Here is a 21,757-nt window from a genome sequence, read left to right on the forward strand (position 1 = left end):
GAGCCTCGCTGGTCAGGGGCCGTCGGCGGGTAGCAGGCCGAGGATAGTGTCCACGACCTGTTCGGGGGTGAGGCCGTGGCAGACGACGAGGTGTTGGCGCCACTGCTGCCGGTGCAGGTGGGTCGCGGCCTCGCGGTAGAGGGCGAGTTCCTTCTCGGGTGAGCCGGCGAGTTCCAGCCTGGTCAGGTGTGGTCGGGCTGCCAGGCGGGTGCGGATGACCTCTGGGTGGTCTTCGAGGTAGATGACGGTGGCGGGCAGGACGTAGCGGTTGTAGGACCAGATCTCGCCGAGGTCGAGCCCGTCGATGCGTTGCAGCACTAACGAGGAGGCGACGTACCGGTCGGTGACGACGTGCAGTCCGTCGTCGAGGCGGGGGATGATCTCTGTTTCGATGTGCGCGGCGCGGTCGGCGGCCAGGGCGAGGGCCAGGGCCTTGCCGTGGAGGAAGGATTCCTGCCTGCGCAGGAGTTGGCCCAGGGGTGTGCGGGTGGGCTCGCCGGTCAGGTGGACCCCGGCCGATCCGTGTTCGGCGAGACGGTCGGCCAGGAGGCGGGCAATAGTGGTTTTGCCGACGCCATTCGGGCCCTCGACGGCGATGAACAGACTGCTCACCCCTTCGACGGGGACAGCGGTAGCAAGCTGCGGCCGTTGGGTGCCGTGATGGGGCACTGCTCGGTGTCGACGTCGCCGATGCGGCCCCCTGCGGCGACGACCGCGGCCGGGCAGCCCTTGCCGCACTGTCCGGCTATGTCGCAGGAGCCGCAGGTCGGGTTGGCGCCGAGTTGGTAGCGGGTGTGGAAGTCGTAGGCGTCGAGGCTGGGGGCGGCCTCCCCATCGAGGATGTTGCCCGTCAGGAACTCGGTGTCACGGTGCGTTGAAGCGGGTGTGCGGGCGGCGAAGACCAGGTAGGGGCATACGGCGACCTGCCCGTCGACGAAGACGTAGATCAGCTTGCCGGCGTCGCAGCCACCCAGCGGCAGGTTGTCGTTGGGGAAGCGAATACGTACGAGATCGAGCTGGTCAGCGAAACGGTCGGTCACCGCCCGGATCGCGTCCATGGCAGTCGTGGTCGCGGCGAGCTTGCTGCGGCTCTTCACTCCTCGGCCGAAGGAGGAGAGCGGGTTCATCAGCACGTATTCGGCGCCGACATCGACGGCGAACGCGCACAGATCGGCGAACTCCTCCGGCGTGGTCAGCGCGTTGGGCGTGGACAGCAGGCCCTTGAGTAAGCCGGCGTCGGCGAACTTGCGGGCGGTCGCGACGGTGGTGGCGAACGACGACCGATCGCCGCGGAACTTGCCGTGGCTTTCGGGCCGGAATCCGTCGAAGGACACGTTGATGTGTACGTTGCCGAGGGCGGCCAGGGCGTCGATGTCGGCGTCGCGGGTCAGCGTCGCGTTGGTGCATATGCCCACCGGTAGTCCTCGGTCGGCTACTGCCTGACACATGGCGATCAGGTCGGGGTGCACGAACGGCTCGCCCCCGGTGAGCGTGAGGCGTTCGACGCGGGCGTCGAGCAGCCGCGGCAGCACGCGGGTGGTGAAATCTGCCAGGGACAGGTCGGACCCGGCGGCAGTCGACGAAACGAAGCAGTGGGCGCAGTGCAGGTTGCACCGTTCGGTGACCTGCACCAACGCCTTGCGCCCGTCGCCACCGACGGAGGTGCGGAAATAGCAGGACGAGGCGTGGGTGTCGACGACGAGGCGCTTCACGAGGATCTTCCTGCAGTAGGTGATGGGCGGCTGGTGCCGATGAGCGGCGGTGCTCCGAGTAGGTCCACTGCGGCCCGGAGTTGCCGGAGGACGACTTCGGTATGGCGCCGATCGGCAGAAGCTTGGTAGTGGCCAGCGGCGGCGGTAGTGAGCAGCCACCAGGCTGCCCACACCCGGTGCCAGCCCAGCGCCCATCGGACAGCGGGAAGCCCGCCCCGGTCGACTTCGGCGTCGGGATGCCCGCCTGCAGCGACGTAGGCCTTGATAAGTCTGGCGAGGAGTCGGGGTTCGGTGGATGTGCGGGTGCCGAACCAGGTGGCCAGGTCGAGTAGGCCCGGTCCGGTGAATGCCTTGGCCCAATCGACGAGGCGGCAGCCGGTGCGGCTGACGTGCAGCGACGTGCGGTGGAACTCGCCGTGGCACAGCCCGAACGGTGGCCGCTCGGCACCGTCGGCCCTGTGTTGTGCGGTGGCAGCGAGTCGCTGCAGCACCGCTTCGATCCCTTTCGCGTCGTGGATGAAGCGCCCTTGTCGACGGAGCTCGTCTAACGCCTCGAGTCCTTGCTCTGGCAGCCGCGCCAGTCCCGCTTCGTCGAAGGTCGGGAGGTTGGGGATGCCGGCAGTGGCGTGAACCCATCGGGCCGTGGCGGCAACCTCTGCGGACGTCGCGGGCCGGCGAGGCTCGCCAAGGTCTTCCATCAGCATGCCCACCCCGTCGGGGCGCATTGTGTAGCCGTCCAGCAGCGGGACCGGGGCTTGCCGGTTGTTGAGCGCGCGAAGGACGGTCGCTTCGCCGGTGAACGGTGCGGTGGCGATCTTGCAGACCAAGCTGCTGCCATCGGGGAAGAACCAGCGCTCGACCGAAGACAGCTCCCATGTCTGGATGATGTGTCGCCGCGTCGGTACTCGTCGTGATGCGGCGAGCAGGTCGACTCGTAGTCGCGTGAGGAGCTGCTCATCGAGCATGGTGCTGTTCACCGCGCACCCACTCGCTGCGGATATGCGCTGGCGCGTTCGAGCGGCGTGAGGGCGGCGTCGAGGTGTGCCGACATGCTGGCGGGCACCCGAGGATGTGCGGCGCGTTGGAAGGCCCGGAAGTACGGCAGTAGTCCGCGTAACACAGGGCGCCGGTCGAAGAAGTCTGATGCATTGCCGGTGCTCTGGGCCCGGCGTAGCAGCGAGGTCAGGGCGACGATCTTGTCGGCGGTCGAGGCCAGCAGGACCGGCTGGTCGTCGACGTGGATGGGCGGGTTGGGTTCATCAAGGGAACGATGTTCGGCCTGAAGGACGGCGATGATCCGGGCGACCTCGATCCCGTATGCGGCGGTGAGGGCCTGGTAGACGTCGGGCTCCGCCGGGGCAAATTCCGGTGCGTCGTGTAGGAGCGCGGCGACGATGACGTCCTGCGATGGGGCGGGGACGTGCTGCCCGATGGTCACTGCGACGCGCAGCGCGTGGACCAGGGCTGGTCGGTCATCAATCGTGTGCCCCGCGCACCACGTTCGAGCGTCGCGGAGGGCGCGGTCGATGGCGGCGGGCCGGGGAGGCGATAAGACCGTCATACCCTGATACCTCCTGATTGCCGTACGATCGGCGGCATGTCGGGGCCCCTTCCGCAGTGGTGTGAACAGACCTGCGTGGTGTGTCCGGCTCAGCAGCTCGGGCCGGGCCAGTTCGATGTCATCGACCGGCCGGGACCCGAATTCGCGTACCGACCTGACCTCGGGTGGCGGGCAACCGCGGACGGTGTCGCCGTTTGCGTTCATCCGTTCCGGGTGGGCCTTCCCGCCGGCCGGTACGCCTCGGACGGGGAACTGGTCCCCGATCAGGCGCCCCGACCGGCGCCGACGGCGGCGGCGCTGGAGTTGCCCGCCGACCTGGTGGACCTGGAAGGTTGGCTCGTAGCCGTCTTGCGGGAGGCACCCGCCGAAGGGATCTTCGCCGCTGTGGCCCGCGCCGAGCGACTGGCCGCCGAACGGTTCGGAGCGAAGGAAGCGGTGACGGCCCTGCGGCGGGTGCTGTCGGTGGAGTTGGCTAACCGCTGACCCCGGCGGCGACCGGCTCGTTCCGGTCGAAGTCGAAGTCGTGGCTGCGTCCGTCCCGGCCGAGGCCGGCCGCCTGGTAGCGCTCGTTGAGTAGGTTGAGACGTCGATTCACCTCGGCCGAGTCCAGCCAGTACCGCAGTGGTTGCTCTCCCCACCCGGCGGCGGCGTAGTAGGCGTCGGTGATGCCGCCGCGGGTGTAGGTGAACTCCTCCAACTCGGTGGCATGGGGGAAGGCGACGTCCAGGTCGCTCTGCAGGCGCGTCATCAGCGTGAACTGGGCCAGCACGGCGTGGATCATCTCGTCCACCGGCGCCGGCACCAGCAGTTCAGCGGCGTGCTCGTCCCCGCCGGAAAGCTCGAACACGGCCGCTTTGAGCGCCAGCACGCGCAGCGCTTCGTCCAGCAGCGGAGCGGCATCGCGCTCCAGCGACCAACGGCTGATAGCCGGGTAGCCGGTGAACGTGGCCCAGCAGGTGGAGTACCTCATCGACGAGCTCTGCAGCCGGCCGTAGGCCGGGTGCTCCTGCAACTTGTCGAGGATCTCGGCAGCGCGACGGCCAACCTCGTCGACCTCTGGCATGGATGAACTGGTCATGGTGCATGCCCTCCCAAGGGGGTCGTGGACACGACGGACCGTCGCGCCGCATCGCGGCTGCGGTCCCTCATCGCCTGCTCAGTCGACGCGGGCGGTGACTCAAACATCAAAAGGCGTCACCGGTGGTGTCGATAAGGGATGTCATCCAGTTCCGACAATCCGCCGACATTCATCTTCGACGAATGTTGCTGATGGCGGGAATGTTGGCGGATTGTCAGAACTGCTTGGCGGGGCTGGCCGACATTGATCGACCTCGTCTTAGGTCGCTCTATGCCGGCGTCACCGCCGCTGCTGCGCTGTACACACCAGCCAGCGATACCAACTCACCGAGGGAAGGTTCGCCGTGCCTGTTGCCAGGAGGTTCATGCCTCTGCTGATCACGCCGCTGGTGGCGCATTTGGCCATCGCGCCGCAGCTGCTGGTGTCGACCGGCCGGCAACTCTCCGCCGGCAGACCCGTCAACGAGCAGGCGCTTGCTACGGCGACCCTGTCGGCGACCGGGCGGCGCTCGCCCCGCGACGCGCTGTGGAGCGGGCGTGGCTGCGGGACCGCATCCACGGACAGTCGGGCGGCGGCGTGAGCGCGGCCAGTGGCGGTGCGATGCGGGTCTCACGGGTCAGAGTGGGCCGCCGGTTGGCGGATATATCGGTGCGGTGGAAGGCCGCGCTGATCGTGCTGCCGACGGTGCTGGTCGCGATGGTGTCGGCGGGTTTCGGACTGTGGTCCTCTGTGGGGGAAGCCCGGGCCGCTGAGGGGGCCGGGGACTTGTTCTCCGTCGGTGCGTCAGCGACCGAGGTGACTCAGCGACTGCAGGCGGAGCGGATTACCGCAGTGGGTCTGCTGCTGCCGGGGTCGAAGGTGACGCCAGCGGATTTCGAGCGGGCCGTGCAGCGCGCCGATGAGGCGATCTCCCGATTTCGGTTGCTGCGAGGAGAACTCGAAGACCCGCCCGGGGGTGTGCGCGCTGTCCTGGCCCGCGCTGACGCCGGGTTGGCGGATGCGCAGGCGCAGCGGCAGCGGGTGCGCGGAGACGGCCCGGTGGCGCTGTCGGCTGTGGCATTCGGGTACCGGGTCGTTCTCGCTGATCTCGGTGATCTGCTGTCGGCGGTGGCGCAGAGCGGTGTCGAACCGCAGTTGGCGGATGAGATGCGGGCGTCGGCGGCGGTGTCGCGGGCCCGTGAGGCGGTGGGTCAGCAGCAGGTGGCGGTGTTGCAGGCAGTGGCGGCGCGCCGGTTGACCCCGGCGCTGCACGCGGAGATTGTGGCCGCCCGGTCCGGCCAGGACGAGGCGCTGCGCGAGTTCGACGCCTTGGCGCGCCCGTCATGGAAAGCGCGGTTAGGGCGGACGTTGACCGGCGCGGACGTCCTCGCCGCGGTGCGCCTGGACGGGCTGGTCTCCGGCACCGGCGTGTTCGAGCCGGTACGGCTTCCGGGCGGCGCCGAGCAATGGAGCCGGGTGATGACCACTCGGGCAGACCTGTTGGCCCAGGTACAGGCAGCGGTAAACGCTGACATCGCAGCTGCCGCTGATGACCTGTGGACGGCCCAGGTGCGCGCGGCGGCGGTGCAAGCTGCGGTCTTGCTGCTGATGCTGCTGGTCGCCGCGGTGACGGCGGTGCGCGTGGCCCGTTCGCTGGTTGCGCAGTTGTCGTCGCTAGAGCAGGGCGCACGCCGAGTCGCGGACGTGGAACTGCCAGCCTTGGTAGCGCGGCTCCGAGCGACATCGGATCCGGCGGCGGCCCAGCGGCTGGCCAAGGGCACCGATGGAGTGGCGGTGCCGGTTGTCGGCCGGGACGAGGTCGGGCAGGTCGCAAACGCGTTCAACCTGGTGTTGGCCGCGGCGGTAGACGCGGCGGTGGGGCAGGCACGGGGACGCGCCTTGGTCAGCGCCATGATCACCTCTGTCGGCCGGCGAGTACAGGCGCTGACCGATCAACTGCTCGGCAGCATCGATCGTCTCGAGCGCGATGAGGAAGACCCGGACCGGTTGGCGAGGGTGTTCGCCGCTGACCAGCAGGCGACCCGGCTGCGCCGCTTCGGGGTGAATCTCCTGATCGTTGCCGGTGGTGGCCCAGGCCAGTCACAGCCACATCCGGTGGTGCTCGCGGACTTGGTCAACGCCGCGTTGTCGGAGACCGAGGGCTTCGCCCGAATCACGATGGAGCAACTGGTCGAGGTCGAGGTCGACGCCCGCGCGGTCGACGCCGTGAAGTCGATCCTCGCGGAGCTGCTAGACAACGCGACCCGGTTCTCCGCCGCGCAGGTGCGGGTGTTCGCGGGGTGGTTGGGACATGACGTGCAGATCCTTGTTACCGATTCCGGTCTCGGGATGGGTGTGGAGCAACTCGCCCGTGCCAACGCACTGCTGGCGAGCCCGGAGATGGAGGTTGCGGTCACTGACCAGATGGGCTTGGTCGTGACTTCCCGGCTGGCGGCCGAGTTCGGGGTGCGGGTACGCCTAGGTGCTACCCAGCCGACCGGCGTCACCGCCGAGGTCATAGTGCCGGCCGAATACGTCACCCGGGTGCACGTACGCGAGATCGTCGTACCGAGCCAGATCCAACACCCGACGCGGCCGGCTCCCGCGCCGGCCGCTCATCCGGTCGCGAAGCCGTGGACGGGGACTGGCTGGACCGGTCCGACCCGGCAGACCCCGTTGGTGCCGGCGCCACCAGCACCCCCGCAAACGGACGCGACGATGGAGCTGCCGCCCGCGCCCCGCCAACGGGGCCCGATGTCATTGCCGGTCGGCGCGCCGCGACCGCCCGATCCACCGATGTTTCAGGCGATGGCAGCCCAGTCGCCATGGCTGTGGCCGCCCCGCAGCGACGAGCGTGGCTTCAGCACCGATGCCGACGCGGGCTGGCAAGCCGCGGCGTCCGCCGCCGAACCAGCAACCGATGGACGCACTCCCTCCGGTCTGCCTAAACGTCGTCCCCAGGCGCACGTCGTCCCCGGTGGCCTCCCGGCGCAGCGGACCCCCTCGGAGCCTCACGTGCAGATCGACCCGGCGGCGATCCGGGCGCAGGTCGCCGGCACGATGCGCGGCCTGCGAGCCGCGCCGTCCACTGCCCCCCTCTCGACAGGAGAACGCCGATGAGCCTCGCCACTACTGCTCGCAATGCGCAGCTGTCCACCGTTCTGAACAATCTGGCCAACCAGATACCCGCAGTGGCTCACGTCGTCGCGGTATCCGGCGACGGCCTGCTGCTGGCCAGCACCGATGCGCTGGACACCGACCGCGGTGACCAACTCGCGGCGATCGTGTCCGGCCTGGTCAGTCTGGCGCGCGGGGCCACCGACCTGCTGCAGACCGGCGGCGTGCACTTCCAGATGCTGACGATGCGAGACGGGATCCTCGTCGTACAGCAGGTGCCCGACGGGTCGTCTCTGGCGGCGCTCGCTCGCAACGACTGCGACCCCTCGCAGGTCGCCTACGAGCTGGCCACCATGGCGACGCGCATCGGCGACGCGGTCCGGCCAGGGCCGCGAACGGCCGGCTGAGCCGGCGTGCGGGCGGCGATGAGCATGAGCGCGGACTCGGGCGTGATCGGACGTGCCGCCCCGACGGTCAAGGTGCTGGTGACCGGCGGCGCGGGTGTGGGCAAGTCCTGCTTTCTGCGGGCCGCTCTGCGTGGCCGCTCGACGCTACCCGGCCAGCCGGGAGAGGTCGGAGAGATCGGTTACGCAACCCTGTCCACCGGCGCCACCGTCGTCCTGCACGTGACGCCGGAGCTGCGGCGCTGGTGGTGGATGTGGGACCACCTCGCTCTCGGCGCCACCAGCGCGGTCGTGCTGGTCGACACCACCCGCCTGCCGGTGTCCTATCCGGCGATGGACTACCTCGACGCCCGTGATCTGCCGTACCTGGTCGCGATCAACCGGCCGCTCGGCGGCACCCGCAACCGCCACGAGATCCGCGATGCCCTACAGGTCAGCGCGCAGGTGCCGGTCCTGACCTGCGACGCCACGGAACCCGCCTCCGTCCTGGCCGTCCTGCACCGCTTGGCCAGCCCTGTCGTACCACCCCAGCACCACGCACGGCCCTCGCCCCATCCCCTCCGAACGGAAGGACGTCGACTCTCGTGACTCCTCAACCAACCGGCCGCCGGCACCATCGCTGGCGAACGGCGACCGCCGCCGTCGCTGCCACCACCCTGCTCGCTGTCGCCGGCTGCGCCGGATCGAGTCTCAGCGACGCGGATACCACCGCCACCGAGATCCGCATCGGCTTGATCGTGCCGAAGAGCGGCCCCTACAAGGCGATCGGTGACGACCAAGCCGCCGGGTGGCGGCTTGCCCTCGAGAAGCTGAACGGCAAGCTCGGCGGCCGACCCGTGAAGGTGATCGAGGCCGACGAGGGCGACGGCAAAGCAACCGCCCTCGCCTCGGCGCGCAAGCTCATCGAGCAGGACAAAGTCCTTGCCCTCGTCGGCGGGGGGACCGCCGACACGGTGCAGACCTTGTATCCGCTGCTGAACGAGTCGAAGGTGCCGCTGATCGGCATGGGCGGGCGGCCCTCCACGATCGCCGATCCGACCTATCTGTGGTCGACGTCGTGGCTGAGCCAGGAGACCGGCGCGTCGATCGCGGGCTACCTGCGCACGACGGTGGGCAACGGCCGGGTGTGGGTTATCGGCCCGGACTACATCGGCGGTCGTGATCAGATCGGTGGCTTCGTCACCGCCTTCCGCAAGGCTGGTGGGCAGTTGGCGAACCCGGGCGGGGAGCCGACGTGGACGCCGTGGGCACCGGCGCCTACGACCGAGTTCTCCCCGTACCTGACGAAGATCAAGGAGGCCAAGCCGGCGGCCGTCTACACCTTCTACGCCGGTGCGTCCGCGATCGAGTTCGTCAAGCAGTACCGCCAGTACGGCATCACAACGCCGCTGTACGCCTCGGGCTTCCTCACCGAAGGCGCGCCGCTCGCAGCTTTGAAGGAGCAGGCCAAGGGCATCTACACCGCCTTGAACTACTCGTCGACCTTGGACAACGCAGCGAATCGCGACTTCGTGCGCCGGTTCACCTCGGCCAATGGTGGGAAGTTGCCAAACGTCTACCACGTCTGTGCCTGGGACGCGGCCCTTGTGCTGGACAGGGCCATCACCGAAGCGCTCGCCCAGCCCGACGCCCCCGCAGCCACATCCACCGCCACCGCGTCGGCTTCCGGCAGCCCGGGCGTGAGCAGCAGCCCTGCGGTCAGCAGCCCGACTGCGCCGTCTGCCGCCGCGAAGGGCGCGGCCCGGAGCCTGACCTCGCAGACGCTCACGGCGGCGTTGCCAAGGGTGGGGTCGATCGATTCGCCTCGGGGCGCCTGGCAGTTCGGGCCGACGAACCACACCCCTGTGCAGGCGTACTACCTGCGGGAAGTGGCCCAGGACGGGCAGGTGTGGGTCAACCGCACCGTGCAGACGCTCACCACCCTCGGTTCCTGACTCCGAAAGGCATAGACACCATGAGCGCGACGACGACCGGTGCGCAGGCCGGGTACATGTTCGACAACGCCACCGACGAGGCCGCCAACCAGCTGCGTCACCTCGCCCAGATCCTCGACCCGGACACCCAAAGGGCCCTGTTCGAACTCGGGGTCGGGCCGGGCTGGAAGGTCACGGAGATCGGCGCCGGGGCGGGCACCCTGACGACCTGGCTGGCCGACCAGGTCGCCCCGGACGGGCACGTCACCGCCGTGGACCTCGACCCCCGCCACATCCCTGAGGGTCCCAATGTCACCGTCCGGACCGGCGACATCCGTCAAATCGAGCTGGAGGGGTCGCAGCAGGCGATCGTCGCCCGTCTGGTGCTGATGCACCTGCCGGAGCGGGAGCAGGTCCTCGCCGACCTGACGCGCGCTCTCGCTCCGGGCGGCGCGATGGTGGTGGCGGACTGGGACTGCACCTGGCGGGACATGATCCGCCGCAGCCCCAGCCCTCGGGCCACCGAGCTGATCGAGCGGTTCCAGGACGCCCTGCTCGCCTTCGGCGAGTCCCGCGGGGCGGACATGGGCTGGGCGCAGCGGGCGCCGGAGGTGATGCTGCGCCTCGGCCTGGTCGACGTTGACAGCCGCATCGAGTCCCGCTCGTGGCGCGGCGGCACCGGCATCTGCCGACTGCACCACTCCAACTCGATCCAGCGCGAGGCCGAGCTGGTCGCTGCCGGCATGAGCCGCGATGACCTGGTCGAGCTGAGGGAGGTGCTGATGGACCCGCAGCTGATGCTGTCGGGCTATCTGATGCACACCACCATCGGCCGGCGCCTCGCCTCCGCCTGACCTGCGTTCGGAAGGAGGAGTGCCGTGGGCCTGAGCGGGCTGGTCAACCCCTACATGATTACCGCGCTGGACGGGGTCGCGTACGGACTGCTGCTGTTCGTCATCGCGGCCGGACTCACGCTGATCTTCGGCGTGGCCGGGGTGTTCAGCATGGCCCACGGCACCCTCTACCTCGCTGGCGCCTACCTCGCCTGGCACCTCGCCGACGGCGGCTGGGCCGGCCTCGGCCTGGCCCTCGCCGCCGCGATCCTGATCGGCGCACTCGGGGGCGCGGGCCTCGCCGCCGCCGTGCGCCCCCTCACGGACCGGCCGCTGGACCAGGTGCTCGCCACCCTCGGGGTGGCGTACATCGCCGCCGACCAGTTCAGCACCGTGTTCGGCGCCGAACCGCGCTCAGTCGACCCACCCCGCGCGCTCGCCGGGTCGGTCAGCCTCGGCGGCTACCAGTACCCGCTCTACCGACTGGCGTTCATCGCGGTCGCCGCCCTGATTGTGGTGCTGCTGATCTGGCTCATCGAGCGCTCCCGCACCGGAGCGGTCGTGCGGGCCGTGGTCGCCGACCCCGACATGGCCGCCGCCACCGGACTACGCACCCGCACGACCCGGGCCGCCGTGCTGGTCGGTGGGGGAGTCCTCGCGGTCACCGCCGGCGTGCTCGGCGCCCCGGTCATCGGCCCGGCCCCCGGCGTGGACACCACGATCCTGGTCTACTCGCTGATCGTCTGCGTCGTCGGCGGCCTCGGCAGCATCCGCGGCGCCCTACTCGCCGCCCTCGGCGTCGGACAAACCCTCACGCTCGGCGTCGCTCTCGTCCCCGGTGCCGCCGCGTTTGTCCTTGCCGCCGCGATGCTGGTCGCGCTCACCGTCCGGCACCGCCCTGCGCTTGCGGGACGGCCCGCGTGACCACCACCCTCACGCCCGCCCCCACCAGCGCAACGGCGCAACGGCGACCCGTCGGCCGGGCGGCTCGCCTGGTACCCATCGCTTCGGGGATCGTCGTCGCGGCGGCAGTGGCGCTGCCGTGGATGGTCAACGCCTACCTCGTCTCGCTCGCCGCCACCGCCCTGGTGATGGTGGTGCTCGCGATGAGCGCGCAACTGCTGGTCGGGCTGGCCGGGCAACCACCGCTCGGGCAGGCCGCGTACCTCGTCGTCGGGGCCTACGCCGCCTCTACCCTCGCCACGCTGACCAGTCTCGGTCCGGTCCAGTTGCTTGCGGCGACCGCCGCTGGGGCCGTGACCGCCGCCGTGACCGGCCTGCTCGCGGTACGGGTTCGGGCCACCACCTTCCTCATGGTCACGTTCGGTATCGGTGAACTCGTGCACGCCGCCGCCGGACAGTGGGCACCGGGCGGCAGCGAAGGCACCCACACCGAGCCAGTGGTGGCGCTACCCGGCCTGGCACCGATGGTCCGGCCCGGCTGGGTGTATCTATACGTCCTCGCGTGCACCCTGATCATCGGCGCCGCGGTCATCGTCCTCACCCGCACTCGCTTCGCCCTGCTCCTGCGTGGCATCGCCGCCCACGAGCCCCGCGTGCAAGCCACCGGCCACCACACCAGCCGACTCCTGCTCGCCGCCTACACCCTCGCCGGTGCCATCGCTGGCGCGGCCGGCGCACTACTCGTTGCGGTGACCCGCTACGTCTCACCCGCCGACGCCGCCATGGGCGTATCCGCGATCGCCCTCGCCGCCGCGCTGATCGGCTCCGGCAGCATGATCGGCGCCTGCGCCGCCGCGATCCTCCTGGTGGCCGCCCGGGACTGGGCCGGCGGCCTGCTCAGCGGCCACGGCAGCACCCTGCTCGGCCTGAGCTTCCTCGCCCTGGCCTACCTGCCCCGACACCGGCTGGTCGGGCTCGTCACCCGACGCGATCGGGAGCGGACATGAGCACACCGCTGCTGCGACTGGACACCGTCAGCCGCGCCTACGGCGCCCGCCGAGCCGTCAACGAGGTCAGCCTCGACCTGCATCCCGGGGCCCGGCACGCGCTCATCGGACCCAACGGCGCCGGCAAGAGCACCCTGCTGCACCTGATCGCCGGCACCCTGCGGCCCACCTCGGGGCGCATCCACTACGCCGGACACGACATCCACCGCTGGCCCGCCCACCGCCGTGCCCGCGCCGGAATCGCCCGCACCTGGCAGCATCCCGCCCTCGCCCGCCCGCTGACGGTCGCGCAGAACGTGCTACTCGCCGTGCCCGGGCAGCACCTGGCCGCGCTGCGCCTGCGGCCCCGCGCGTCGGCGGCGGCCCTGGACGCCCTGGCCCAGGTCGGGCTGGCCGAGCACGCCCAGCGGACCACCAACCAACTCTCGTACGGCGACCAACGCCGCCTCGAAGTCGCCGTCGCCCTGGCCGCCCAGCCCCGACTGCTCCTGCTCGACGAACCCTCCGCCGGCCTCGCCACCACCGAGGTCACCCGCCTCGCCGAGCTGATCCGCGCACTGCCCAACGACATCGCCGTGCTGCTGGTCGACCACAACCTCGACTTCGTCACCGCGGTCGCCGACACCGTCACCGTCCTGCACCACGGCCAACACCTCACCACCGGCACCCCCAGCGACGTGCGCACCCACCCTGACGTGCGCCGCGTGTACCTCACCGAGGCAGACACCACCAACCACGCGCCCACAGCACGGGGCGGTGCCGCCGTCGGCTCACGCACAGCTACGCCGCCGGTCCTGCGGGTGCGCAACCTGCGAGCTGGGCACCACGGCGCACCCGTTCTCACCGGCGTCACCCTCGATGTGCAGGCCGGGAGAGTGAGCGCCGTGGTCGGCCGCAACGGCGCCGGCAAGACCACTCTGATCAACACCATTGCTGGCCTGCACCCCGCCCTGGCGGGCACTGAAATCGTCCTCAACGATCGGCCGGTGACTGGCCTTTCTGCCCGCCGCCGCTGCCGCGCCGGCATCGGCCTCGTTCCGCAAGGACGCCGCCTGTTCGCCGGCCTCACCGTCGCCGAACACCTCGCGCTGCCCCGACCCCAGCCCGGCCGCCCCCGCACCATCACCGCACGGCAGATCCTCGACCTGTTCCCCGCGCTCGCCGAGCGTCGCCACCACCGACCCCACCAACTCTCCGGCGGCGAACAGCAAATGCTCGCCCTGGCCCGCGCCCTGCTCGCCGCGCCGCAGGTGCTACTGCTCGACGAACCCTCCGAAGGCCTCGCCCCCGCCATCGTCGGCCAGCTCGCCGAAATCATCACCAGCCTCGCCGCGACCGGTAGCGCTGTTCTGCTCGCCGAGCAGAATCTTGCCCTGGCCCTCGACATCGCGCACGACGTCGCCGTCCTCGACCGGGGCACCATCGCCCTGCACGCCCCCGCGGCAGACCTGCGTGCCGATCCCACCCGGCTACAAGACGTGCTCGCCGTACCCACGGGATCCACACGATGACCGCCAGCGCCACCGTCCGCAGCCCGGCGAGGCGACCTCCGCGCCTGGCGTACGCCCCTGCACCTGGCGGATCCGGCCCCACCAGGTGCAGGGCCGCCGTCCGAGCGTCCAGCGCGGGCGGCGATGGGTGGTTGGCGTCGCCGACCCGAACGGCGCCGACGAGCACCCCACCCACCTTCAAGCAGGCAAAGACGGTGACATCGTGAACGACGACGACACCAGCCTCTGGCTGCTTACCGACCTGGCCCGCTGCACCACCTGCGAGCAGTACCTCCAGCCCTACGCCGCTGCCCCGCGTCGCCGGTTCTATGTCTGCTTCTGCCCTGGGGTCCTGTACGACGCGGCGCATCTGGAAGCGCTCGTTGTCGGCTTCGCCGCCGCCTACGACCGGCGCACCGCGGCCACCCGGCCACTCATTACCTACCAGCGATGGCAGGAGTCCACCCGAGCCGACCTACGCCAACACCTGATCCGGCTTGTCGAGCAGGCCCTCGTCCAGAGCCCTGAATCCGTCGAGCTGCGTTGGACCCACAGCGGCACCAGCGTTCTCGCGAACCAGGGTTGAACCAGGAGGAACCGATGACGTCCACCCACCAGCGCAACCAGTCCTACAGCAGCACGCCGCCCCGAGACCTGCCGAACGTGTTCGATCCGATCACGACACGCGAGTTCACGCGCATCGGGGTCAAGGATGGGCAGCGAGTCCTCGATGTCGGTGCCGGAGCCGGTTCGCTCACGCGTCACCTCGCCGGCCTGGTCGGATCGTCGGGTCGTGTCGTCGCCGTGGACAGCAACGCGAAACTGCTCGACCCCACCGCGATCGTCCACGTCTACGAACGCGACCTGCGCCACGGGCTGCAACTACCCGCCGAAGCCGCGCCGTTCGACCTGATCAATGCGCGCTGCGCCCTGGCGCCGCTTGCCAACCGAACCGACCTGCTCGACGAGATGATCTCCCTACTGAAGCCGGGCGGATGGCTCGTCCTCGGCGACATCGTCTACTCCCGCATGTGGGTACACCGCGCCCCCTCCCACGAAGACGCGGAACTACTGGCCAATGTTGTGCACCGCGTCCTCGACGTCATCGCCAGCCAGGGCGTCGACCTGCACTGGGGCGACAGGGCAGCCTCCCTTCTGCTGCACGCCGGGATGAACCACGTGCACGCCCGCACCACCGCCCGCACCTGGACCGGCGGCGGCCCCGGCTGCCAGCTCTACGCCGACAACGTCCACCAACTGACCGACCAGCTGCTGGTCGACGGCGCGACAGAAGAGAACCTGGACCGCTTCGCCGAGCTGATGGCCGACCCGATGGTGGTGCTGCGCTCCTACCAGTTCACCTCCACCATCGCCCAAGCCCCCGCCCACTAGCGCGCCTGCGCTGGAACGAAACCTCAGCGCCTGGCCGCCGCTGCACGCACACCGACGTGAGTGGCACCTGGGCGGCGGCTCGCGCCGAGCCCCACAGTCCCCGCCAGCCCGTCGACGAAGGCAAGGGAATAACCGTGCACCTCACGATGCCCCGGGCACCGCAACCAGCTCGAGGGTTCCCCCAGACGCCCGCTCGCAGGGCAATCGACCACGCCGCCGAACGACAGACGCTCGGTGATCTCCATGACGCCTACCAGTGGGCGGTCTACGCCCACACGCTCGCCCACCGCAGCAATCATCCCGCGGAGCGCCTCGACGCGACGGCGATGCTGGCACCCCTGGCCGCGCTGACCGGACACGCCGACCAGGCCGTCACCACCTACCGCGACCTGGTCGACCTCGCCACCGCCGAACTCGGCGCTAGCCACGAGCGGACCCTGTACGCCCGCGCCGGCATGGCCGAGGCGCACCACCGCGTCGGCCGCTGTGAGAAAGCAATCCGAGACCTTGCCGATGTCTACACCACTGCCGCACAACGGCACGGACCCGAAGCGCCGGTCAGCCTGAAAACGCTCACACAACTCACGTGCCTCTACCGCGACTGCGGATGGCACGACGTCGCCCACCGCTGCCTCACCGCCGCCACGACCATCGCCGCCCGCTACCTGCCCAAAGGCGATCCCATTCGCGCCCGCATCACGGACATCGCTCAGACGCCCGCTGGTGAAAACCACCGCGCCGTCTGCACCGAGGCAACGCCCTCATAGCCAGCACCGACTGGCTTGTCAACCGCGAGAACCACCTGAGCAGGGAAGGAACAGGCCATGCCGTCGCGGACCTCACCGGCTACCCCATGGACGCCGGCGTTCGTTGCCGACGCGGTCGCCGCGACGCTCAAGCGCGCCGCCGAGCACGACCTGCACCATGCGATCACCGAGGTGGCCCGCGAGCGCGGCCTGTCATCGGCCACGATCGACGAGTGGGTGGCCCGAGCCCGCGCGGTGCCAGCCGCCCCAGTCCCGCCGGGACTGGTGACCTGCCATGACTGCCACCACCCGATGATCCTGGTGCAGCTTCCCAAGGGCCCGCCGGTCTACCTGTGCATGCCGGCCTGCGGCCGGGCACCCGTGCCGGCGCAGTCGCTGCGCGACGCGGTCGCCCGGGCGGTGCTGCACCGCGCCCCGCACCTCGTGCCCAAGGACAAGATCGATGCCGCTGCCGCGTACGCCCCCGGTGGCATTCACCGGGTCGCAGTCGGTGCCTCGCCCAGCGATCTGCACTTCACGTGGCGGTCCGACCCGCGGCAGCTCGTCGGACCGCGGATGTCCCCGGCTCAACGGCTCAACTATGCCCGTGCTCGCGCCAATCATGGTGATCGTGCACGCGCCATCGAGGTTCTGCACACCGGCCTGCTGCACACCGACCCCACCGATGACAGCTCCGCCCTGGACGTCGCCACTGCCAACTCTGCCGCGTTACTCGCAGAACTCGCTCTCGCCGACGGCGACCCCAACGCCGCGTTGCCATGGGCCGGGTGGGCGCACCGATCCCTACGTCGTCTGCGCGGTGCCACGTCACCGGAGGCGAGTGCCGCGCTCAAGATTCTCGCCGCCGCGTACCGCCGTACCGGCGAACTCCCCGAAGCGGCCGACTGCTACCGCGATCTCATCCGCCACCACACCTCCGCCGACGGCCCCCGGGCATTGCCCACCCTCGCCGCCCAAGCGACTCTCGCGCTCGTCCTTTATCAAGACGGGCACTGCGCCCAAGCGCGCCAACTCCTCGCCCGGGCCGTCGCCGAGCACCGCGCCGCGCACCCAGGTCACCGCGACGGCCCGCGCCTGCGCCAAGAACTGAACCGCATGCGTGCCACCTGCGTCGACCAACGCCACGGCCACCCGGCCGGAATCGACGACCCGCCGCACGACATCGCGGCGGCACTCACCAAGGAGAGCTCAACACCTTGACTCACAGCACTAGCCGCGCTGATCAGAACAACGACACCGACGCGCCGATCGGCGGACAGCAGTGGCGCACAGCGGCACAAACAACACTCACGCGACTATTGACCGACCAACTGGACCGGGTCAACGTCAGCACCGGGCACCGAGTCTTGGACCTCACCGGCGCCGCCGACATCGCCCACGTGTCCCGGCTGGTCGGCCCGAGCGGACACCTCACCGCCGTCGACGCCTCAAGCGGGACGGATTTACCCGCTGATCCACGCGGCTTTGACATTGTGCTCGCCCACCGTCAGCCAGACCACCTCGACGCGATCGCACCGATGACCGCATTGCTCCGCTCCGGAGGCTGGCTCATCCTCGCCGGCACCATCGTCGCCCCGCCGATCGTCTACAGCGCTGTCCCGGGTGGCACCACCGTCATCGACTTAGTTATCCGGGCGATCCACGCCCTCACTCCGTCTCCGGCGGCCTCTCCCTCGACCGACGCCACCATCGGGCTACTCGTCGCCCTGGGCATGGACCAGGTGTGCGCCACCACCCACACCGAGACCATCCGCGGCGGCGGTCCCGGATGCGCCCTCTACCGCCACGCCGCCCGACGCCTGCAGGATCAGCTCACCGGCGCCAACGGGTTCACCAACGCCGAACTCGACCAGTTCGACCGACTCATGCAGGACCCGGGGGTCCTGCTACGCGTCGGCAGAAACGTCACCCTCCACGCCCGCATGACCACCTGATGCTGACTTCCCGGAAGCCGGCGACCACGCACACCGGTCGGCATAACGCCGGGTGGGTCGCCGCGGCCAGCATTGGCTTACCCGCCAATATCTCCGACCAGCCGATTGAGGAGACACCTATCGCGGCCGACACATCGCCCAGTGACCGTGACCCTGTCCTGCGCGGCAGGCCAATCTGACCAGGCGGTGAGGAATTGCGCTCGGACGGTGGGTCAATGGCGGGTAAGCGGCGCCGCATCTATACGACGCTGCTCGAGGACCCCACGCGGACGTGGACGGTGCGTGAGCTGGCCGCCATGGTGGATACCCCTCCAGAGGGCCCTTCAGAGGGCACCGTCCGCGACACCTTCAATGTGCTGCTCGCCGACGGACACCTGCGGCAGGTGCCACACCGGCGCTCCCTGACGGCCATGCTCACCGACCGCGGCCAACAGGAACTGACCAACCTGCTCCGCAATGCCACCTAGCGCCTACAGCCAACGGAAACAGAACGAGCGGCGTACGCGCGCTTACGTCCCAACTGCCACCGACGACACCAACGCCGGGCCGTCTGAATGCCGAAGCCGGCCAGCGCCAGCCTCTGACCACCTACCGATCCAGCGAGGAATCAGTACCACGATGCCCATGCCCCGACGGACTACTCTCGCCCACCCGCTGATTGCGAGCGCTCTCGGAGTCCTGCTCACTGCCTGCCAATCAAGCACCCCCGCCGGCCAAGACCACCCGCAACCTGCGTCCGAAGCACCACGGCAGCAAAGCACCACGACGCCTCCAACGGCTGCCACCGATCCCGGCCTCACCCCGCACCAACGCCTGATGGCCCTCGCTGGGAACGTCGGCAGCACACCCGCCGACGCCGCCACCGGACTGCCCTACACCTACCTGCACACCCAGTCGTGGACCCGCGCCACCAACAAGATCACCCGCACCGACCTTCGGCGCTGGCGCCGCGACGCCGACGACTCCGGCCGCGAGGTGACCCGCCGGCTCCCCGACGTGCCTGGCCTCGCCCACCGCCCGACCCAGGCCGAGCACGGCCAATTCGCAACAGCCCAAAAGACGACCACCCCATACCTCGCGGGCGACCTGAAGCCGTACCTCACCGAACCGCTGCCCACCGACGCCACCGCGCTCGCCAGCGCGCTCGCCCCACGCGAACTGGCCGGTTGGCCCGCCTACCCGCGAATGCTCGTCCACGGCGTCACCGGCCTCGCCATCCATCAATACCTCAACCAGGACCAGCGCCAGGCCACTCTGCGCGTCCTAGCCGCCGTACCGAACATCGCCTATCAAGGCGAGCAAACAGACCTCGCCGGACGGACCGGCCTCGGCTTCACGGTGACCGCCGACGGCTCCACGACGCAGCTCATCATCAACCCCGACACCGGTGAACTCCTCTCCGCCCGCGAACAAGTGTCCGGCACCCGGCCGGGCCTGTTCTCCTGCGTGCTGATCCTCGAGCGTGGCCACGCCACCAACGACACCGGAACACCATCCACGCAACCCTGAGGCAGCCCGGCTAATGACAGGTCCCTGCCCACCCCGAACAGCAACCGATACTTGAAGAGACCGTTGTCCGAAATCGGCCTGTTTCAGGCTCTGCTCTACCGGACCGCCGGGTGCGGCCTGACGACCGAGGCCCGGTGCCGTCCGTAGATCCAGTCAAGCGCTGCGGCTCGCGGCGGGCCAACGGCGTGCAATGCACGTCGATTGATTCGACGCGACCCGCGGGTAGCAGCCGACTGCTGGCCAACATTGATCACGCACTCGGGTTGCCCGTCGAGGACCGGCAACACCTGCACGCGGTGCTGACACCGCGATTCCCAAACGAACCCGCCGCATCGATGGTGCCGGTTCTGGCCTGTCGGCATCGTGCTCAAGCGGTGCGTCTGTCACGCTTGTCCGATGACCGATTGGCTGTCGTTCTCGCCTGAAGGAGAACGGGTGAGGTTGAGGCCACCGGGTTACGGCGATGAGCCAGCTTTGATCGAGATGGCAACCGACCCGCACGTTCGTTCATACATCGGCGGTCCGATCGATCCGACGGTCGCGGCAGCCAACGCGATGCAGAAAATCAGCGCCCAGGCGTGGGGCCAGTTCGTGATCGTCGGGCGCGTGAGCGGCGAGGTCGTTGGAAGCGGAAGCCTCGCGCGGAAGCGGGGCCCGTGGGAGGTGTCCTACCAGCTCCGGCGCACGTTCTGGGGGCAAGGGCTGGCCGGCGAGGCGGTCGAGCTCATCCGCGTCTGGTTCTTCGAGAACCTCGACGAGAACCTGCTGATAGCCACGACTCAACGAGCGAACGATCGATCCAAGCGGTTGTTGTCGCGGGCGGGCGCGGTATTCGCCGGCACGTTCGAGCAGTACGGCTTGGTGCAGGAGCGGTTCGAGTTCCACCGTGGCGGGCACCCTCCACTGCGCCCTGACGCGTGAGGCTTCCGCTCCTCATCGCCGCGTGCAGGTCGACGGCCGGCAAGCAGCGTCGCGCCGACCCCGGACCTGCCAAGCTGTGTCTTGACGGGCCAACAGCTATTTGCTGGTCTCGCTGTAGCTGGCAGTACCGCGTCTGACGTGAACGTGGACCAGTGGCGAGGCATCAGGTCTGACGTACACCGATTGCGGGTGCAGGGCTGCTGAGCCTTGTCCGATCAAACTCGTCGGCGTCCACCCGCGCGAGCGACGAGCGCGGCGGTGGCGGCTTCCTGGATTCTGGCCATGAGTGATGACCGCTGGTCTCTAGCCCTGGACGGCGGGGTGCAACTCGGAGCGGCCCCGAGGACGAGGCCCGCCTACCCGTCTCTCCGCCGCGCTGCCCCCGCCGCTACGAGGGGCGGGACGCTCGGCTACTCAAGCACAATCCCCATGTTCGCCTTCGATCGCCATCTCCCGAACCGGCTCACCAGCCGCGATCCTCTCGCAAAGCCGCAGCAGACCAGGATGCTGACGCAGGCGCACGTACCCCTGTGGCGGATGGAAATGGCCGAGTTCGGCGCGCACTTCCGCCAGGGAGAGGCCCGGATACTCACGGATCCGCCGGACCGGAATGGCGAAAGCCTGATCAAGATCTTTAACGTACTCGAGGACGGTTGATCCGTTGCCCTGGCGAACCCGCTCAGCGATCTCGGCGATGCGCGCGGGAGAATCCACGATCGCTGGCGCAAGGTCGATGACAGGCCCTAACTGACTCACGGGCGCGGTGAGGTAAACGAACCAACGTGTCGCTTGACCTTGGATGAACCTACGACGGAACTCGTGAACCTTCGCGTGCCGCCAAAAGAGTGCATAGTAATCCGGATTAAGGGCCATCAGGACGGGCTCAGGGCCGGCTAAAGGGTCACCTTCCCCGAAGAGAGACTCCTGCACCGAGGCGGCACGCCACGCGTTGGACATCAGGCATAGCCTTCCGAGGACATGGCGACCTCTAAGGCGTGTTTCATAAGCCGGGTCAGAGCCATTCGCAGATGATGGTGATGGTCAGGATTGCCTGGAACCGGACGGCCAACTTGTCGTAGCGGGTGGCTACGCCGCGGTGGCGCTTGAGCCTGTTGATGCCGTTCTCGACGGCATGTCGCATCCGGTAGAGGTCTCGGTCGAACTTCGGCGGGCGTCCGCCGCGGCTGCCCTTGGCCTTGCGGTGGGCGTCCTGGTCGGTCTTGCTCGGGATGCATGC

The 21,757-nt window shown here is 69.4% G+C and carries 24 protein-coding genes and 1 pseudogene; 18 read left to right on the forward strand and 7 right to left on the reverse strand.

Annotation, left to right across the window (positions count from 1 at the left end; all coding sequences use genetic code 11):
- Positions 1–12: 12 nt before the first annotated feature.
- The 4 genes from tmk to AB0C25_RS35555 are packed head-to-tail and all read right to left on the reverse strand — an operon-like array spanning position 13 to position 3,273.
- Positions 13–612, reverse strand: coding sequence for a dTMP kinase (tmk, locus tag AB0C25_RS35540; RefSeq protein WP_357310744.1), 600 nt, complete (start codon positions 610–612; stop codon positions 13–15).
- Positions 609–1,712, reverse strand: coding sequence for a radical SAM protein (locus AB0C25_RS35545; RefSeq protein ID WP_357310742.1), 1,104 nt, complete (start codon positions 1,710–1,712; stop codon positions 609–611). The genes tmk and AB0C25_RS35545 overlap by 4 nt, the downstream gene beginning before the upstream one ends.
- Complete coding sequence (locus tag AB0C25_RS35550) at positions 1,709–2,689, reverse strand: aminoglycoside phosphotransferase (protein WP_357310740.1); 981 nt, start codon at positions 2,687–2,689, stop codon at positions 1,709–1,711. Before AB0C25_RS35550 ends, AB0C25_RS35545 begins: the two co-directional genes overlap by 4 nt.
- Entirely contained in the window at positions 2,686–3,273 is a 588-nt protein-coding gene (locus AB0C25_RS35555) for a metal-dependent phosphohydrolase (RefSeq protein ID WP_357310738.1), read from the reverse strand. The genes AB0C25_RS35550 and AB0C25_RS35555 overlap by 4 nt, the downstream gene beginning before the upstream one ends.
- Before the next feature lie 36 nt (positions 3,274–3,309).
- Here AB0C25_RS35555 and AB0C25_RS35560 point away from each other — a divergent pair, with 36 nt between their 5' ends.
- Positions 3,310–3,756, forward strand: coding sequence for a hypothetical protein (locus tag AB0C25_RS35560; RefSeq protein WP_357310736.1), 447 nt, complete (start codon positions 3,310–3,312; stop codon positions 3,754–3,756).
- Here AB0C25_RS35560 and AB0C25_RS35565 read toward each other — a convergent pair.
- Complete coding sequence (locus AB0C25_RS35565; protein WP_357310734.1) at positions 3,746–4,351, reverse strand: hypothetical protein; 606 nt, start codon at positions 4,349–4,351, stop codon at positions 3,746–3,748. The genes AB0C25_RS35560 and AB0C25_RS35565 overlap by 11 nt on opposite strands.
- 364 nt (positions 4,352–4,715) lie before the next feature.
- Between AB0C25_RS35565 and AB0C25_RS35570 the strand changes: the two genes are divergently transcribed.
- The 17 genes from AB0C25_RS35570 to AB0C25_RS35650 all read left to right on the forward strand — a co-directional run bounded on the left by AB0C25_RS35570 (position 4,716) and on the right by AB0C25_RS35650 (position 20,520).
- Positions 4,716–4,931, forward strand: a complete 216-nt coding sequence (locus AB0C25_RS35570) for a hypothetical protein (protein ID WP_357310732.1) — start codon at positions 4,716–4,718, stop codon at positions 4,929–4,931.
- A gap of 20 nt (positions 4,932–4,951) precedes the next feature.
- The gene (locus AB0C25_RS35575; RefSeq protein WP_357310879.1) at positions 4,952–7,450 is read left to right on the forward strand and encodes a nitrate- and nitrite sensing domain-containing protein; all 2,499 of its coding nucleotides are present in this window, start codon (positions 4,952–4,954) and stop codon (positions 7,448–7,450) included.
- Complete coding sequence (locus AB0C25_RS35580) at positions 7,447–7,854, forward strand: roadblock/LC7 domain-containing protein (protein WP_203147233.1); 408 nt, start codon at positions 7,447–7,449, stop codon at positions 7,852–7,854. The genes AB0C25_RS35575 and AB0C25_RS35580 overlap by 4 nt, the downstream gene beginning before the upstream one ends.
- Positions 7,855–7,878: 24 nt before the next feature.
- A complete protein-coding gene (locus AB0C25_RS35585; protein WP_357310729.1) occupies positions 7,879–8,439 on the forward strand; it encodes a hypothetical protein in 561 nt (186 codons plus the stop codon).
- A complete protein-coding gene (locus AB0C25_RS35590; RefSeq protein ID WP_357310727.1) occupies positions 8,436–9,785 on the forward strand; it encodes an ABC transporter substrate-binding protein in 1,350 nt (449 codons plus the stop codon). Before AB0C25_RS35585 ends, AB0C25_RS35590 begins: the two co-directional genes overlap by 4 nt.
- A gap of 20 nt (positions 9,786–9,805) precedes the next feature.
- A complete protein-coding gene (locus tag AB0C25_RS35595; RefSeq protein ID WP_357310725.1) occupies positions 9,806–10,618 on the forward strand; it encodes a class I SAM-dependent methyltransferase in 813 nt (270 codons plus the stop codon).
- 24 nt (positions 10,619–10,642) lie between these two features.
- The gene (locus AB0C25_RS35600; RefSeq protein ID WP_357310723.1) at positions 10,643–11,521 is read left to right on the forward strand and encodes a branched-chain amino acid ABC transporter permease; all 879 of its coding nucleotides are present in this window, start codon (positions 10,643–10,645) and stop codon (positions 11,519–11,521) included.
- Positions 11,518–12,507 (forward strand): branched-chain amino acid ABC transporter permease, encoded by a 990-nt coding sequence (locus AB0C25_RS35605; protein WP_357310721.1) that lies wholly within the window; start codon positions 11,518–11,520, stop codon positions 12,505–12,507. Before AB0C25_RS35600 ends, AB0C25_RS35605 begins: the two co-directional genes overlap by 4 nt.
- The gene (locus AB0C25_RS35610) at positions 12,504–14,018 is read left to right on the forward strand and encodes an ATP-binding cassette domain-containing protein (protein WP_357310719.1); all 1,515 of its coding nucleotides are present in this window, start codon (positions 12,504–12,506) and stop codon (positions 14,016–14,018) included. Before AB0C25_RS35605 ends, AB0C25_RS35610 begins: the two co-directional genes overlap by 4 nt.
- 202 nt (positions 14,019–14,220) lie before the next feature.
- Complete coding sequence (locus AB0C25_RS35615; protein WP_357310717.1) at positions 14,221–14,583, forward strand: hypothetical protein; 363 nt, start codon at positions 14,221–14,223, stop codon at positions 14,581–14,583.
- Positions 14,584–14,597: 14 nt separating this feature from the next.
- Entirely contained in the window at positions 14,598–15,389 is a 792-nt protein-coding gene (locus AB0C25_RS35620; RefSeq protein ID WP_357310715.1) for a methyltransferase domain-containing protein, read from the forward strand.
- A 134-nt stretch (positions 15,390–15,523) separates the two neighbouring features.
- On the forward strand, positions 15,524–16,156 hold the full coding sequence (locus AB0C25_RS35625; RefSeq protein WP_357379365.1) for a hypothetical protein: 633 nt from the start codon (positions 15,524–15,526) through the stop codon (positions 16,154–16,156).
- Between the two features lie 57 nt (positions 16,157–16,213).
- Positions 16,214–17,356, forward strand: a complete 1,143-nt coding sequence (locus tag AB0C25_RS35630) for a tetratricopeptide repeat protein (RefSeq protein ID WP_357310711.1) — start codon at positions 16,214–16,216, stop codon at positions 17,354–17,356.
- Positions 17,353–18,090 carry a hypothetical protein gene (locus AB0C25_RS35635; protein WP_357310709.1) on the forward strand — a complete coding sequence of 246 codons (738 nt, stop codon included), beginning with the start codon at positions 17,353–17,355 and terminating at the stop codon, positions 18,088–18,090. Before AB0C25_RS35630 ends, AB0C25_RS35635 begins: the two co-directional genes overlap by 4 nt.
- Positions 18,091–18,305: 215 nt before the next feature.
- Entirely contained in the window at positions 18,306–18,557 is a 252-nt protein-coding gene (locus AB0C25_RS35640) for a hypothetical protein (RefSeq protein ID WP_357310707.1), read from the forward strand.
- Positions 18,558–18,906: 349 nt separating this feature from the next.
- Positions 18,907–19,599, forward strand: coding sequence for a hypothetical protein (locus AB0C25_RS35645; RefSeq protein ID WP_357310705.1), 693 nt, complete (start codon positions 18,907–18,909; stop codon positions 19,597–19,599).
- 396 nt (positions 19,600–19,995) lie between these two features.
- On the forward strand, positions 19,996–20,520 hold the full coding sequence (locus tag AB0C25_RS35650) for a GNAT family N-acetyltransferase (protein WP_357310703.1): 525 nt from the start codon (positions 19,996–19,998) through the stop codon (positions 20,518–20,520).
- A gap of 414 nt (positions 20,521–20,934) precedes the next feature.
- Here AB0C25_RS35650 and AB0C25_RS35655 read toward each other — a convergent pair whose 3' ends face one another.
- On the reverse strand, positions 20,935–21,477 hold the full coding sequence (locus AB0C25_RS35655) for a hypothetical protein (RefSeq protein ID WP_357310701.1): 543 nt from the start codon (positions 21,475–21,477) through the stop codon (positions 20,935–20,937).
- Between the two features lie 55 nt (positions 21,478–21,532).
- Positions 21,533–21,757: pseudogene (locus tag AB0C25_RS35660) on the reverse strand (IS5/IS1182 family transposase); the annotation flags it as partial.

The sequence above is a fragment of the Micromonospora sp. NPDC048839 genome (genome assembly GCF_040649915.1).
Classification (GTDB): Bacteria; Actinomycetota; Actinomycetes; order Mycobacteriales; family Micromonosporaceae; genus Micromonospora.